The organism is Jeotgalibaca porci, assembly GCF_011299095.1.
Classification (GTDB): Bacteria; Bacillota; Bacilli; order Lactobacillales; family Aerococcaceae; genus Jeotgalibaca; species Jeotgalibaca porci.
The window spans coordinates 1,448,172-1,461,335 of the sequence record NZ_CP049889.1; the positions used below are offsets into that span (position 1 = coordinate 1,448,172).

General features: G+C 42.0%; 14 protein-coding genes. 12 read left to right on the forward strand and 2 right to left on the reverse strand.

The window, feature by feature from the left end:
- The first annotated feature begins 29 nt into the window (after positions 1-29).
- Both G7058_RS07465 and G7058_RS07470 read left to right on the forward strand, forming a co-directional pair.
- Positions 30-1,157 carry an ABC transporter permease gene (locus tag G7058_RS07465; RefSeq protein WP_166062935.1) on the forward strand — a complete coding sequence of 376 codons (1,128 nt, stop codon included), beginning with the start codon at positions 30-32 and terminating at the stop codon, positions 1,155-1,157.
- Positions 1,157-1,834 (forward strand): ABC transporter ATP-binding protein, encoded by a 678-nt coding sequence (locus tag G7058_RS07470; RefSeq protein WP_166062936.1) that lies wholly within the window; start codon positions 1,157-1,159, stop codon positions 1,832-1,834. Before G7058_RS07465 ends, G7058_RS07470 begins: the two co-directional genes overlap by 1 nt.
- Positions 1,835-2,131: 297 nt before the next feature.
- Here G7058_RS07470 and G7058_RS07475 read toward each other — a convergent pair whose 3' ends face one another.
- Positions 2,132-2,473: a Lin0368 family putative glycerol transporter subunit gene (locus G7058_RS07475; RefSeq protein WP_166062938.1), complete on the reverse strand. Its 342-nt coding sequence runs from the start codon at positions 2,471-2,473 to the stop codon at positions 2,132-2,134.
- A complete protein-coding gene (locus tag G7058_RS07480) occupies positions 2,470-2,886 on the reverse strand; it encodes a Lin0368 family putative glycerol transporter subunit (RefSeq protein WP_166062939.1) in 417 nt (138 codons plus the stop codon). The genes G7058_RS07475 and G7058_RS07480 overlap by 4 nt, the downstream gene beginning before the upstream one ends.
- Positions 2,887-3,149: 263 nt before the next feature.
- Here G7058_RS07480 and G7058_RS07485 point away from each other — a divergent pair, with 263 nt between their 5' ends.
- The 10 genes from G7058_RS07485 (at position 3,150) to G7058_RS07530 (ending at position 12,978) form a co-directional block, all read left to right on the forward strand.
- The gene (locus tag G7058_RS07485; protein ID WP_166062940.1) at positions 3,150-3,800 is read left to right on the forward strand and encodes an NAD(P)-binding oxidoreductase; all 651 of its coding nucleotides are present in this window, start codon (positions 3,150-3,152) and stop codon (positions 3,798-3,800) included.
- A 144-nt stretch (positions 3,801-3,944) separates the two neighbouring features.
- Entirely contained in the window at positions 3,945-5,849 is a 1,905-nt protein-coding gene (locus tag G7058_RS07490; RefSeq protein WP_166062941.1) for a heavy metal translocating P-type ATPase, read from the forward strand.
- Between the two features lie 232 nt (positions 5,850-6,081).
- On the forward strand, positions 6,082-6,384 hold the full coding sequence (locus tag G7058_RS07495) for a hypothetical protein (RefSeq protein WP_166061624.1): 303 nt from the start codon (positions 6,082-6,084) through the stop codon (positions 6,382-6,384).
- Positions 6,385-6,388: 4 nt separating this feature from the next.
- On the forward strand, positions 6,389-6,580 hold the full coding sequence (locus tag G7058_RS11825) for a helix-turn-helix transcriptional regulator (RefSeq protein ID WP_193567953.1): 192 nt from the start codon (positions 6,389-6,391) through the stop codon (positions 6,578-6,580).
- Between the two features lie 73 nt (positions 6,581-6,653).
- A complete protein-coding gene (locus G7058_RS07505; protein WP_166062943.1) occupies positions 6,654-6,986 on the forward strand; it encodes a four-helix bundle copper-binding protein in 333 nt (110 codons plus the stop codon).
- Between the two features lie 114 nt (positions 6,987-7,100).
- Positions 7,101-8,369, forward strand: a complete 1,269-nt coding sequence (locus G7058_RS07510) for a competence/damage-inducible protein A (protein ID WP_166062944.1) — start codon at positions 7,101-7,103, stop codon at positions 8,367-8,369.
- Between the two features lie 109 nt (positions 8,370-8,478).
- Positions 8,479-10,389 (forward strand): heavy metal translocating P-type ATPase, encoded by a 1,911-nt coding sequence (locus G7058_RS07515; RefSeq protein WP_166062945.1) that lies wholly within the window; start codon positions 8,479-8,481, stop codon positions 10,387-10,389.
- A gap of 388 nt (positions 10,390-10,777) precedes the next feature.
- Complete coding sequence (locus G7058_RS07520; protein WP_166062946.1) at positions 10,778-11,512, forward strand: SDR family NAD(P)-dependent oxidoreductase; 735 nt, start codon at positions 10,778-10,780, stop codon at positions 11,510-11,512.
- A 376-nt stretch (positions 11,513-11,888) separates the two neighbouring features.
- Positions 11,889-12,344 carry a VOC family protein gene (locus G7058_RS07525; RefSeq protein WP_166062947.1) on the forward strand — a complete coding sequence of 152 codons (456 nt, stop codon included), beginning with the start codon at positions 11,889-11,891 and terminating at the stop codon, positions 12,342-12,344.
- A gap of 13 nt (positions 12,345-12,357) precedes the next feature.
- Entirely contained in the window at positions 12,358-12,978 is a 621-nt protein-coding gene (locus G7058_RS07530) for a ThuA domain-containing protein (protein ID WP_166062948.1), read from the forward strand.
- The last annotated feature ends 186 nt before the right edge of the window (positions 12,979-13,164 follow it).

Genomic DNA, 13,164 nt, shown 5'->3' on the forward strand with positions numbered 1-13,164 from the left:
ATTAATCAAGAGAAGAAAGAAGGGATTTTATGTTTTTAGCACGTAAAGAACTATGGTTTTCTAAAAAACGTTTTTTCCTAATTGGATTTATTATCGTCCTTATTACATGGCTCGTATTTGTATTGTCAGGATTAGGAAATGGTCTATCCGACCTAGGAACGGCAGTTATCCGTTATTCAGATTTGGATGTAGCTATTTTTGAAAAGGATTCAGAATTGACTCTAGGGAAGTCTACGTTACCGGAGTCAGTAGTAGCAGAAGCTCTTGAAGTTGAAGGAGTGGAAGAAGCTGCCAGTATCGCAACAGCCGCTGGAGCAATCTATCGTGGGGTAAACGTTGATGAAGAAACCGGCAAAAAGACAGCCGTTTTATTTGTTGGTATTGAGCCAGGAAGTTTTATGGAACCTAAGACTATCTCAGGTGAAAATTTAGATGAAGCGGAACCGAACCGTGTGTTAGTCGATGAAAGTTTGATGCGTGAAGGCTTCAAACTTAATGACAAAATCACCTTAAATGGTGTCGGAACAGAATATACAATCGGTGGTTTTGTATCGAACAAAACATTGAATCATATGCCGGCTATTTTCGTAACCATGGATACATTGCGCGGCTTTAAATACATGGTACCGGGATCAGATATGGGTATTGAAAAACCAATCAGTGCTGTATTCTTAAAAGGTAACAACATTGATACTGAAGAATTGACTGCTGCCATTGATGGAATCGAAACAGGTAGTATCAAAGAAACATTAAACGGTATTCCGGGTTATTCTGCCGAGAGTGGCACAATCAACTTAATGTTATGGTTGTTAATCTTTATCTCTGCATTTGTTATTGCTGTCTTCTTCTATGTATTGACTACTCAAAAAGTAAATCAATTTGGAGTTATGAAAGCAATCGGTGCGAGCAATGGTTTTATCATTAAGAGCGTTGTTTCTGAAGTGTTCTTGCTATCTGGTATCAGCATCTTAATCGGTGTCGGACTGACATACTTGATGACATTAGTATTGCCAGAAGACATGCCGTTTACTTTGCTGCCAAATATGGTTATGCTTTACGGCGTCATTTTGCTAGCTACAAGTTTAATTGGTTCATTGTTCTCAATTAGAAGCATTATCAAAATTGATCCAATTACTGCATTAGGGAGGGTTGAATAATGAGTGGTATTACACTAACGAATGTAACAAAAGTATATACAGAGGCTGATGTAACAACAAAAGCATTAGACAACTTATCTCTAAGTGTAGAACCTGGAGAGTTTGTTGCGATTATCGGACCATCTGGATCCGGTAAAAGTACGTTCCTTTCAATAGCGGGTGCATTGCTGCAACCGAGCGAAGGGAAAGTAATGATCGACGGCGAGGACATCGCAACATTGTCTGAGAAAAAACTATCTTATGCACGTTTATCAAAAATTGGTTTCATCTTGCAAACTTCAAATCTACTTCCTTACTTAACAGTAATCGATCAATTACTAGTTGTTAAGAAAATGAGCGGTAAAATTACGCCGGAAGATCGCGAATTTGCAAAAGAATTGCTGACTGATATCGGTCTCGGAGAAAAAATGAATAAGTACCCACACCAATTATCAGGTGGGGAACGTCAACGTACTGCGATTGCGCGATCATTCATGAATGATCCAAAAATCATTTTAGCTGATGAACCAACTGCCAGTCTTGATACAAAACGTGCACACGAAGTCGTATCTTTAATCGCGAAAGAAGTAAAAGCGCGTAAAAAAGCGGCTGTTATGGTAACACATGATGAGCGTATGTTACGCTACTGTGACCGTGTTTATAGAATCGAAGATGGTATTTTAACACAAGAAAGTTGAGAATAACGAACGATAGAAGCTGTGGATTTCCCTGGCTTTTATTACGCTAAAAAGAGAATAAGACGATAAGGTTATTTATTTTGTATACTGGGGGACGTAAGCGAGTAGATTTCAGAATAAGAACAGAAAGTAGGTTCTGTTAAATCAAGTATAATTTCATGGACAGCCGCTGTTCACTTTATTTTAAAAATCTTACAAGATCCGATTTATGAAAATATAACTGTTGGCCTAGCAGATTAAAAGAAACAACAAGAGACCCTTTACGCTCCGAGAAGCGCAAAGGGTTTTGCTATATGCTTATAAGAATAATGATAAAATGAATCCGCCCAGAACGCCACCAGCCAATGCTGCCGCCAAGTTCGTTAATGAGCCTTTAATTTTACCACCTTTAACTGCAGAAGCTACGTAAACACCCACGCCACCTGCAACAGCCATATCAATCCAAACGCCACCACTTTGTGTAATCATTGGATTGTCTAAACCGTGGTTAATTGTCCAAAGCGTTCCAACAACAAACGCTGCTGCAACCCACCCACCTGGAGCGCCGAACGTTTCAACCATTTTACCCCATACCATTCGAATGACAAATGGGAATAGGAATCCTCCAAATACAGTTGCAATTGCTTGTCCTAATGTCATTTGTTAACTCCTCCATCCGCATCATATCCTGGTCCTGGCTCAGTATCAGCTGGAACGTGATCATCTTTTTCCATATCTTTTTCAATCGCTGCTGCTACAAAACCAGCAATAACAGCTCCTAAAATAACTAATGCAAGTGTTGGAACTGTATCCATCAAAGCAGGCATACCTTTAATAAATGTGTCTCTGAAGATACCAACCAGACCAATACCCATTGTCATATCGACAAAAGCATTCTCATCCAAGTTTTGGATTAAACCAACATAGTGGTTCATGAACCACATTGGACCGATCACGATGAAAGCAGCAAAAACGCCACCAACGATACCGTATTGTCCTGCAAATGCATCAAATGCAGTCATAACGAGCATACCGGCAATCATGTAGCCTATCATACTACGTAGAAATTTCATTGTATTTCCTCCTAAAAAGCCATTTACATTCAATACTAGTCTTTTTTTAAGTGTTGAAAAGTAGTTAATAATTATGTAAGCAATAAGGTGTCGTTATAAGTCCGTTTTACTTGTTGAATCAAAATAAAGAAGAATAATGTAAATGCAATTGTGATGACATTATTCCCCAAACCAGCAATAAAATGTCATCCCAAGCTGGTATACGGGTGAATTCAGATAAGTTTGTTACAATAAAACCAAGAACATTTAAAGGAGAGATAATTGTGAAAGTGTTTTTTGTAGGTGCAAACGGAAAAGTAGCGCGTCATTTTGCCGATTTCGTCAAATATGATGCCGCTATTCAAGAAGTTGCGATGATTCGAAATGCAGAACAAGCGGACTTCTTTAAAGAACGTGGGATTGAAACGGTCTTGTTGGATTTGACCAAAAATACAGTGAGCGAACTGGCAGAGGGAATGCGCGGATCAGATGCGGTTATTTTCAGTGCAGGAGCAGGGGGAAGCAGCCCGGAACAAACCGTGTTAATTGATTTAGAAGGGGCCGTAAAAACAATGACTGCTGCTGAAGAGGCGGGAATCAAACGCTTTATCATGGTCAGTACGTTCCGGACGGGTCACGAAGAGATGGCAAAAGAAAATGCGCTACAAACGTATACGATTGCGAAACATTATGCCGATGAGTGGTTGAAGAATCGGACAACATTGGATTGGACCATCGTACATCCGGGCATCCTGGTGAATGATGCAGGAACAGGGAAGGTTTCAGTCGGAATGGGACAAGAGGTAGCGGAAGTACCGCGTCAAGATGTCGCACAAACATTGGTATCTGTTTTGCATAGTGACAACACGATCAAGAAAGAGTTTGAAGTGCTGGGCGGACAGACCGCTGTTGAAGAAGCTGTAAAAAGTATTTAATGAAGTGTCGATACGGGGATTTACCCCTGTATTGGCGCTTTTTTTGTTGCAAACTTGATACCCGTCAATTTTTATTTTTCGCTCCCAACCTATACTTATAAGTGTAAAGAGGCACCGGAAAATAAAAAATGGAGGAATAACGTTATGCAAAGGGAAATATTAGCACGTAAAAATCAAATCACGCTTGTCTCAGGTATTCTGATTCTGATTGGTCTGTTTGGCCATTTCGTCTTACATAGTACAGTCGTTTTTAATACAGCATTTATTATCGCATCAATTCTTGGAGCAACACCAATTGCCATTCAGGCTTATCAATCTTTGAAGGTAAAAGTGATTAGTATTGATGTATTGGTTACGATTGCCGTTATTGGCGCATTTGCGATTCAAAATTACGAGGAGTCCGCAATCGTCACGTTTCTATTCTTGTTTGGTTCGTATTTGGAACAACGGACTTTGAACAAAACACGTTCCGCTATTCGCTCTTTAACGGAAATGGCGCCTGAAAGTGCATTATTGCAGACAGAAAACGGAGAATTTGTGGAAGTTGACGTGGATGATGTAGACGAAGGCGCCATTTTATTGGTGAAGACAGGCGCGCGCGTTCCGGTTGATGGCACGGTATTAATTGGGGAAGGGCATATAAACGAAGCCAGCATAACGGGTGAGTCCGTCCCTGTTACTAAAATAGAAGGATCGGGCGTTTTCGCCGGGACCATTCTTGAAAATGGAACGATTCAAATTCGCGCTGACAAAGTCGGCGAAGATACGACTTTTGGTAAAATCATCGAATTGGTAGAAGAGGCTCAAGATTCAAAATCAGAAGCAGAGCGTTTTATCGACCGTTTTTCTAAATACTACACGCCTGCCGTTTTGGTTATTGCATTCGTCGCTTGGTTATTTACACGTGATGTAGAGTTAGGCATCACTATTTTGGTACTGGGATGTCCGGGTGCTTTGGTGATTGGAGTACCGGTATCGAACGTTGCGGGAATTGGGAACGGTGCACGTCACGGCGTCTTGTTAAAAGGGAGCGAAGTAATCGGAGATTTCAGTCGCGTCGATACGATCGTATTTGATAAGACGGGAACATTGACAGTCGGTAATCCAGAAGTGGCAGAAAAAGCATACTACAACGAAGATACAGAAATAATTCTCGGTTACTTGGCCAGTATCGAGCGCGAATCGGACCACCCATTGGCAAAAGCTGTCCTGAAAGAAATCGGCGAAACAACATTTTCATCAGTCGAAAACACAGAAGTTGTTAAAGGCGGCGGGATTATCGCAACGGTTGAAGGGAAACGAGTGGCGGTTGGAAACGTCGCATTGATGGAACGTGAAAAGGTAGGCTTGAATGAACAGGCACGCCAAGATATCGCTCGTTTTGAAAAGAATGGAAATTCGCTTGTTTTAACAGCAGTCGACGGGGAATTAGCCGTGTTGATGGGAATACGGGATCAAATTCGTCCAGGAGTAAAAGAGGATTTGCAGGCATTGAAGCGTTTAGGTGTGAAAGATTTGGTCGTTCTTTCTGGAGATAACCAAGGAACAGTTGATTTGGTTGCTGCAGAACTAGGTTTGACCGAAGCGCATGGGCACATGCTGCCAGAAGATAAATCTGCCTATATTGGCAAGCTGCAAGAGCAGGGTCAAATCGTCGCATTTGTTGGTGATGGTGTCAATGATAGTCCTTCACTTGCTTTAGCGGACATCGGAATCGCGATGGGGAGCGGAACGGACGTAGCAATTGAAACGTCTGATGTGGTGTTGATGAACTCTGATTTCAGCCGCTTACCACATGCACTGGGATTGACGAAAATTACGGCGCGCAATATGAAACAGAATATTCTGATTGCAGTCGGGGTCGTCTTGGTTCTCTTGGCCAGTTTACTGTTTAGCGATTGGATGAACATGGCAATCGGTATGCTGGTTCATGAAGGCAGTATTCTCGTTGTTATTTTGAACGGGATGCGTCTGTTGAACTTTTCGCTAAAGGGCGATAGAAAGAGAACTGTCACAGAACCGAAGAGTGATTTCATTTTAGAAAAATAAACAGTGTGGGCAGGTTCCGAACGGGATCTGCTTATTTTTTATGAGAAGTATCAAGTAGAATGCCGGAAATCCTGTTTTACTTTATACTTCTGGCCAAAAGTATAAAGTAGAATTGAAAAAAACTCATTCTAGTTGAGACTTACGCCCTAAAGTGTCAAAAGTATTTGACACTGACAAAGTACCTCGCTATAATGAAAGTGTAAAATACTTTTTACATTAAAGGAGAAATGAAATGTTAGATATTATCTTAATTTTAATTGTCGTTGTCCCCTTAGTCTTGAATATACTGATGCTTGTTTCTCTGAGCAAACAAGCTGACGAACGATCTGCACGTATTAAAGAACGTGCAACGTGGGTTACATTTATCGCGAGTAACGGTTTCGCTGCGTATCATGTTATAAAAATGTTCGTCAAATCGTTTAACCATGCAACCATTACTCCTTACGCGGGTTTCAGTCCGCTGCTATTTCTGGGCTTTATGTCAATCTGCTACTTCTGTTCACTGCTTTATTACAAAAGAAAATTCGGAGGTTGACGCAGTGAAAAATAAAATCGCAAACTTGCGTAAACCGCTGAAGCTTTCACAAAAAGAGTTGGCGGAAAAGTGCCGCGTCACCCGTCAGACTATTAATGCGATTGAAAATGATAAGTATGATCCGACGTTACAACTCGCCTTTGATTTGGCCCGAGTTCTGCAGACGACCGTTGACGAATTGTTTGAAAGTGAGTGAAAATGGGTTTCATTTGCGAAAGGGGTTCTGTTAGCGTTATCATAAAGACAGAACAAAACAAAAGGAGCGATTGATGATGGATGCTACATTGGAGACGTTAGTGGAAAAGGTGCGCGCATGTCAAAAGGCTTGTAATATGTGTTTTGATGCCTGTCTCAAAGAGGATCATATGATGGCAGAATGTATCCGTTCGGACCGAGAGTGTGCGGATATGTGTGGGATTGTATTGGATTTTTCTCAACGCGAAAGTAAATTATTCCCGGATTTAGTAGCAGTATGTGCACGTGCGTGCGGCATGTGTGCAGATGAATGTGAAAAACATGATCATGACCACTGTCAAGAATGTGCGAAAGCATGCCGTGCGTGTGAAGAAGCCTGTAATGCGTATGTTGCAGCTCACAATTAATAAGAATGAAGGAGGGCGTCTGACAACTAGTCAGGCGCTCTTTATTTTTTGAACGCCTTTCGGTTTGTGCTAAACTGAACCCAACAAAAGCGGACAGATAAAGGGGATGGAAGTATGAAAGCTGAGATAATTTCTGTAGGTTCCAGTCTGCTGACGGGACGCGCAGTTAATGAGAACGCAGCTTTTTTAACGCGGGAACTCACGGCACTTGGAATCACGATTGCGGAAGCCGTCATGATAGCAGAGGAGCCAGAAAAACTTACCGAAACTCTAAAACGCGCGGAAAAGCACGCGGATCTCATCGTCATTACCGGGGGACTCGGACCTGACGCTGACGATAGCGTAAAAACCACGCTTTCAAAATATCTGAAAAAGCCATTGGTTCTGGATGAGGATACCCAGAATCGGATTATTACCTTTCACAAAAACTCCGACCTGGTCATGCCGGAAAACAACCAGTTACAGGCCTTGACGCTGCTGGATTCTATTCCCTTGGAGAACGTTACGGGTCTTGCCTTGGGGATGTTTTATCAAAGTGACACTCATGCCTATCTCTTATTACCGGGGCCGACGGATGAATTAATTCCGATGTTTAACGAAAATACCAAACCGGTTATTACCAAGCATCTATTGAAAAATAAAAAGATTGCAAAGAAAATTATTCGCTTATTCGGCCTGACACTGGCACAAGCAAACCATGATTTGGCGGACCTGCTGACGACGGAAACGAACCCCGTTGTTCAACTTTACCCGGATGGGCTGGAAATTGAAGTGCAAATAACCGCCATGCACAAAAGTGAAGAAAAAGCGCAGGAAGCTATTGTTAAAATTGAAAAAGAAATCGTCAAGCGCACGCAACCGTTTATCATTGGCGAGGGCGATCAGAATTTACCGAATATCGTTCGGGAACTGCTGATTTCGAAAGATTTGAAGATTACCGGTGCTGAGAGTTTAACGGGCGGTGCATTTTTGAGTGAAGTTTCTAGCTTGTTCGAGGCGGGTTCTATTTTTGAAGGCGGTATTGTCACATACAGCGAAACCATTAAAAATGAACTTTTGGGTGTGACCAAAGAAACGATTAGGAAGCATGGGGTTGTCAGTGCCGAATGCGCATTTGAAATGGCAGAAAAGGCGCGAGCCAAATTCAATGCTGACATTGGGGTTTCTCTAACCGGCGCGGCTGGTCCGAGTTCATTGGAAGGAGAAATTCCGGGCACAGTATGGGTTGGAATAGCTACGAAAGAAAACGAAACCTTTGCTAAGAAATTTCACTTCGGCTACAAGCGCAATTTAAATCGAGAATATTCGGTCTGGAGCGCCTTTAACATGGTCCGCCAGCTACTCGTTGGCGAAGCAATCCCTGATACAGTGAAGAAAAAGTAAATGGGAAGACGGTGGCGCATGCATCACCGTTATTGTTTGATTTCCATGGTATTTGAGCTATAATATAACTAACACATGAATGAATATTCATATGAAAGGGAGAATTGCCATGAGCCAATCACATCATCATGAACAAACCCACCAGCATCAGCACGAGCATAACCATGGGAAAATGCCAATTATACTCTATATAGGCGGGCTCGTGTTGGCACTCATCGCCTTATTTTTGAGTGAGGATATTGCACCTTTAAGAAATAGTCTTTTTGCCATCGCGACCATTGCGGCTGGCTACCATGTTGTCATTCTGGAAGGGTTGGGCGAAACGATTGAAAATACAAAACACAATCATGCCTTTACTCCCAATGCTCATATTTTGATGGGACTTGCTGCCATTGGAGCCTCCTTAATGGGCAACTTCTGGGAAGGGACGCTATTGATTCTCATTTTCTCCGGTGCGCATTTCCTTGAAGAATACGCGGAAGGAAAAAGTAGAAGAGAAATCACAAAATTACTTGAAATGAACCCCACAACAGCGCGCCGTATCAAAAAGGATGGCCAGACGGAAATAGTCGCGGTCGAAGCATTAGTAAAAGGCGACCATCTACAAGTCTTGAACGGTGATCAAGTTCCCATTGACGGTCTTATTATTTCTGGAACGACTGCTATTGATGAATCAGCCATCAATGGCGAGAGTATGCCGAAAGAGAAAACAAGTGGTGACCCTGTCTTCGGCAGTACGATTAACGGAACAGGTTCCTTTACAATGGAAGTAACCAAAGAAGCGAAAGATACCGTTTTTGCGAAAATTCTGCAACTTGTTAATCAGAATCAAAGCAATCAAACAAAAGCTGCGAGCATCATCCAAAAGTTCGAGCCGAAATATGTCACCTTTGTACTAATCGCCATTCCACTTTTTGTTATACTAGCACCGCTTTTATTTAAATGGAGTTGGAATGAAAGTCTTTATAAAGGTCTGGTTATTTTAGTCGCCGCGTCTCCATGTGCGCTTGCAGCGGCAACGATTTCGGCTACGTTGTCCGCAACTTCCACACTCGCAAAGCAGGGCGTTTTGTCCAAAGGAAGCACCTATTTGTCACAATTGGCAGATATCAAAGCGATTGCCTTCGACAAAACGGGTACACTGACGAAAGGAAAACCGGAAGTGACGCACACTTACTTCATGGATTCCGCAGATGAAGCCCATCTCATTGATGTGATCGTCGCAATGGAGTCAGAATCCAATCATCCGTTGGCAACCGCGATGTTACAGGCTTTTACGGCACGCGAAAAACTGACTCTAACGGTTACGAACGAAATTGGAAAAGGGCTAATTGCTACAGCCAATCAGGACAGCTACCGCATTGGTAAACCAAGCACTTTTGAAAAGGTACCTGAAAAAATTGCCCATTTAAATGCGAAATGGGCTGCAGAAGGAAATACTGTTGTCTATATTTCCAAAAATGACGATGTACAAGGTCTTATTGCGCTAATGGATATTCCTAACGAACACGCTCAAGCTGCCATCGCCTATTTCAAATCGCGTGGCATCCATACGACACTCATCACCGGAGATTCCGAAATGACCGGTCAGGCAGTGGGCAAACAGCTCGCGATAGATGAAATAATTGCCAATGTCATGCCCGCTGACAAATCCGACATTATCGGTGATCAAAAGACCAAATATGGTGTGGTTGCAATGGTAGGCGATGGTGTTAACGATGCTCCGGCCTTAGTTAAAGCGGACGTGGGTATCGCAATGGGAGATGGAACGGACGTGGCAGTCGAAGTTTCAGACCTGGCATTAATGAAGAATAATTTACTAAAACTGATTGAAGCACACCGTATCGCCTTACGAATGAATCGCATTATGTGGCAAAATATTATTTTTTCTATGCTGGTCGTTGTCTTTCTGGTGACGGTCGGTCTACTGGGCTTAACGAATATTGCTATCAGCGTCATCATCCATGAAGGCAGTACGCTCGTGGTTATCTTGAACGGCTTACGTTTACTGCGTAAATAACAGAACACCAAAGAGGCAGCTTCTTTCCGATTATTCGGAGTGAAGCTGCCTTTTCTATGTAAATTATAACTTCAGTTTCGTATTTATTCCTCTGTTGATTGTAGGTACAATTTTATTATATGGGAACAAAATATTTATTAATGTACAAAAATAGAAAAACAGATGTTTATATCACATCCTATATGTATTCCAATTCACAATATCTATGGTATAATAATGTATGCGCATACTTTAAAAGTGCGTTAGTCGTCCCCTTTTAGCAAACAACTGGATGTTTTTTTGATTAACGATGTGTAAACGTTAACATAATTTGTTGTAGAGGGTCGGCAACATAATTGCAACAAACGATTAAAGAATAAAAAATATATATTTAGCGGAGGTAATAATTATGTCAGAACGTCTAACAGATAAAGTCGCCGTAGTAACAGGTGGAGCAAGTGGAATCGGGGAAGCAACCGTAAGAAAATTTGTGGCTGAGGGCGCTAAAGTTGTCATTGGTGACTTAAACAAAGAGCGCGGCCAAGCATTAGCAGAAGAATTAGGCGATGCAGCAATCTTTGTAGCAATCGATGTAACAAAAGCTAGTGATTGGGAAGAAGTGAAGAAACAAGCATTGGAAGCATTTGGAACCGTAGATGTTTTAGTAAATAATGCAGGAATCTCTGTTGCACAATCACTCTTGACGATGACAGAAGAACAATACCGCAAAATTTTGGAAATCAACCAAGTTTCTGTTTTCCTTGGTATGCAAAAAATCGCACCAATTATGATTGAAAAAGGTGCCGGTTCAATTATTAACACTTCTTCAATTAACGGTTTGAAAGCTGGTGCAATTGGTTATACAGACTCTAAATTTGCCGTTCGTGGAATGACAAAGGCAGCTTCTGCTGAATTGGCACCACAAGGCGTTCGCGTAAACTCCATTCATCCTGGAATTATCGAAACACCAATGACAATGGAAGGTGATGCAGTTGAGCAAATCAAAGCTTACACAAACTTTGTTCCGATGAGACGGATGGCGCAAGCAGAAGAAGTTGCGAACCTGATGCTTTATTTAGCAAGTGACGAATCTTCTTACTCTACTGGATCAGAATTTATCGTTGATGGCGGTTTAACACAATAACACAATACTAATAAACTCCTGCACTTTGCGGCAGGAGTTTTTTTGTATTAGAGGGTTTTATAAGTTTCTGGGTGAACGTCATTCATTCGTGTAGACGTGCAAAAGTTAGTAAAAAAGTGAAGACCTTTGCACTAAAAACTCCAAAAAGGTGCAAAGGTCAGTACAAAATGACAAACTCTTGCACTATTTACCGCGAAAGCGTGCAAAAGTCAGCCTAAATCAACTAACCTTTGCACGCCGCGCCACTCTAACGCAAACCCTCCACTTCTGTCGCGTGGAAGAAGCGTTTGATTCCTCTGTAAAGCACTACAAATGGACAATTTGTAAGTGCTTTGATAAACTTTAAAAGAACCCAAATTGAGAAAGAGGCGATTACATGGACAAGAGCAAGTTAGGAACAAGAGAAGTCGTTCAAGTTGGCATAATTGTAAAAGATATTGAAAAAACGGCAGCGGCCTACGCAAAGTTTCTTAATGTGGAAATACCGGAAATATCAGTAACAGTACCGCCTGCAGGTAAAAAAATGTACTACCGAGGAGAAGAGGGAACGGCGACGGCAAAACTGGCCTTCTTTGATGTCGGTACAAACCTGCAGATTGAATTGATCGAGCCAGATGAGAAACCATCGACATGGCGCGAGCATTTGGATGAAAAAGGCGAAGGGGTCCACCATATTGCTTTCTTTGTAAATGATATGGAAACGATTGAAGATACTTTAGAAAAAGACCAAATTCCTGTTGTCCAAAAAGGCGCGTACGAAGGTGGAAAATATGCGTATTTGGATGCCTTTGAGCCATTGAAAGTGATGATTGAGCTACTCGAAAATGATTAGGAAGGGGACTACTATGTCTATTCTCACATTGCTGGGCGATTACTATCACAGCCATGATTTAGTCTTGGCATTTATAAAAGAAGTGCTAAACGACAAAGAACTGACGGATATTTCAAGCGACTCCCTCAGCGAAGAACTGGAGAAGCAACCAGAGTTGTTTATTCTCAGCAAAGAAAACCGGACGACGCCGGAAGAAGAGGATGTAAAACCATGGCTGACACCTCAATTGGATCAAGAGTTATGGGATTATGTATCAAATGGGGGCAATCTACTTGTCCTACATGGCGGTCTTAGTGCGTATCCGGAAGATTCGCGGATGCGTCAATTGGCAAAAGGCCATTTTCTCCATCATCCTGAAGAACATCTGGATGTCATGTATGAAGGAACTGCACCTGAATCAGAAGCGATTTCTTTTCATTTCTTAGATGAGCATTATTTTGTGGATGTGGATGAAGAAGAGACGCATGTTTTCCTGCGAAGCAAATCGAGCGAAGGCAAGCAAATAGCAGGTTGGCGTCATACAATCGACGAAGGTAAGGTCCTATGCCTGACTCCGACGCATAGAAAAGAAGGATTCGAGGACGAAACATTTAAGAAACTATTCAAGCAGTCCGTAGAATGGTTGTGTGATTAAAGAGAGTGGGAAAAAAGGCATTTAGATCCGAATCTTCTAACGCATACCATATCCGTAAGCTACTAAAGTAGCAACGGCTACGGCAACTGGAACGAATAAGCATAGGATGGACGCAGGCCATCCGCGCATTATTTTAGGAGCACTGTGGGCTGAAGCCCAAGTGTATCATGTTTGTAAGCTGCTAAA

What these genes read in the sequence shown, in the direction of transcription:
- G7058_RS07530 (WP_166062948.1), top strand. Translation starts at nt 12,358, where the DNA reads ATGTCTATTCTCACATTGCTGGGCGATTACTATCACAGCCATGATTTA.
- G7058_RS07505 (WP_166062943.1), top strand. Translation starts at nt 6,654, where the DNA reads ATGATGGATGCTACATTGGAGACGTTAGTGGAAAAGGTGCGCGCATGT.
- G7058_RS07495 (WP_166061624.1), top strand. Translation starts at nt 6,082, where the DNA reads ATGTTAGATATTATCTTAATTTTAATTGTCGTTGTCCCCTTAGTCTTG.
- G7058_RS07480 (WP_166062939.1), bottom strand. Translation starts at nt 2,886, where the DNA reads ATGAAATTTCTACGTAGTATGATAGGCTACATGATTGCCGGTATGCTC.
- G7058_RS07465 (WP_166062935.1), top strand. Translation starts at nt 30, where the DNA reads ATGTTTTTAGCACGTAAAGAACTATGGTTTTCTAAAAAACGTTTTTTC.
- G7058_RS07475 (WP_166062938.1), bottom strand. Translation starts at nt 2,473, where the DNA reads ATGACATTAGGACAAGCAATTGCAACTGTATTTGGAGGATTCCTATTC.
- G7058_RS07470 (WP_166062936.1), top strand. Translation starts at nt 1,157, where the DNA reads ATGAGTGGTATTACACTAACGAATGTAACAAAAGTATATACAGAGGCT.
- G7058_RS07510 (WP_166062944.1), top strand. Translation starts at nt 7,101, where the DNA reads ATGAAAGCTGAGATAATTTCTGTAGGTTCCAGTCTGCTGACGGGACGC.
- G7058_RS07490 (WP_166062941.1), top strand. Translation starts at nt 3,945, where the DNA reads ATGCAAAGGGAAATATTAGCACGTAAAAATCAAATCACGCTTGTCTCA.
- G7058_RS07525 (WP_166062947.1), top strand. Translation starts at nt 11,889, where the DNA reads ATGGACAAGAGCAAGTTAGGAACAAGAGAAGTCGTTCAAGTTGGCATA.
- G7058_RS07515 (WP_166062945.1), top strand. Translation starts at nt 8,479, where the DNA reads ATGAGCCAATCACATCATCATGAACAAACCCACCAGCATCAGCACGAG.
- G7058_RS07520 (WP_166062946.1), top strand. Translation starts at nt 10,778, where the DNA reads ATGTCAGAACGTCTAACAGATAAAGTCGCCGTAGTAACAGGTGGAGCA.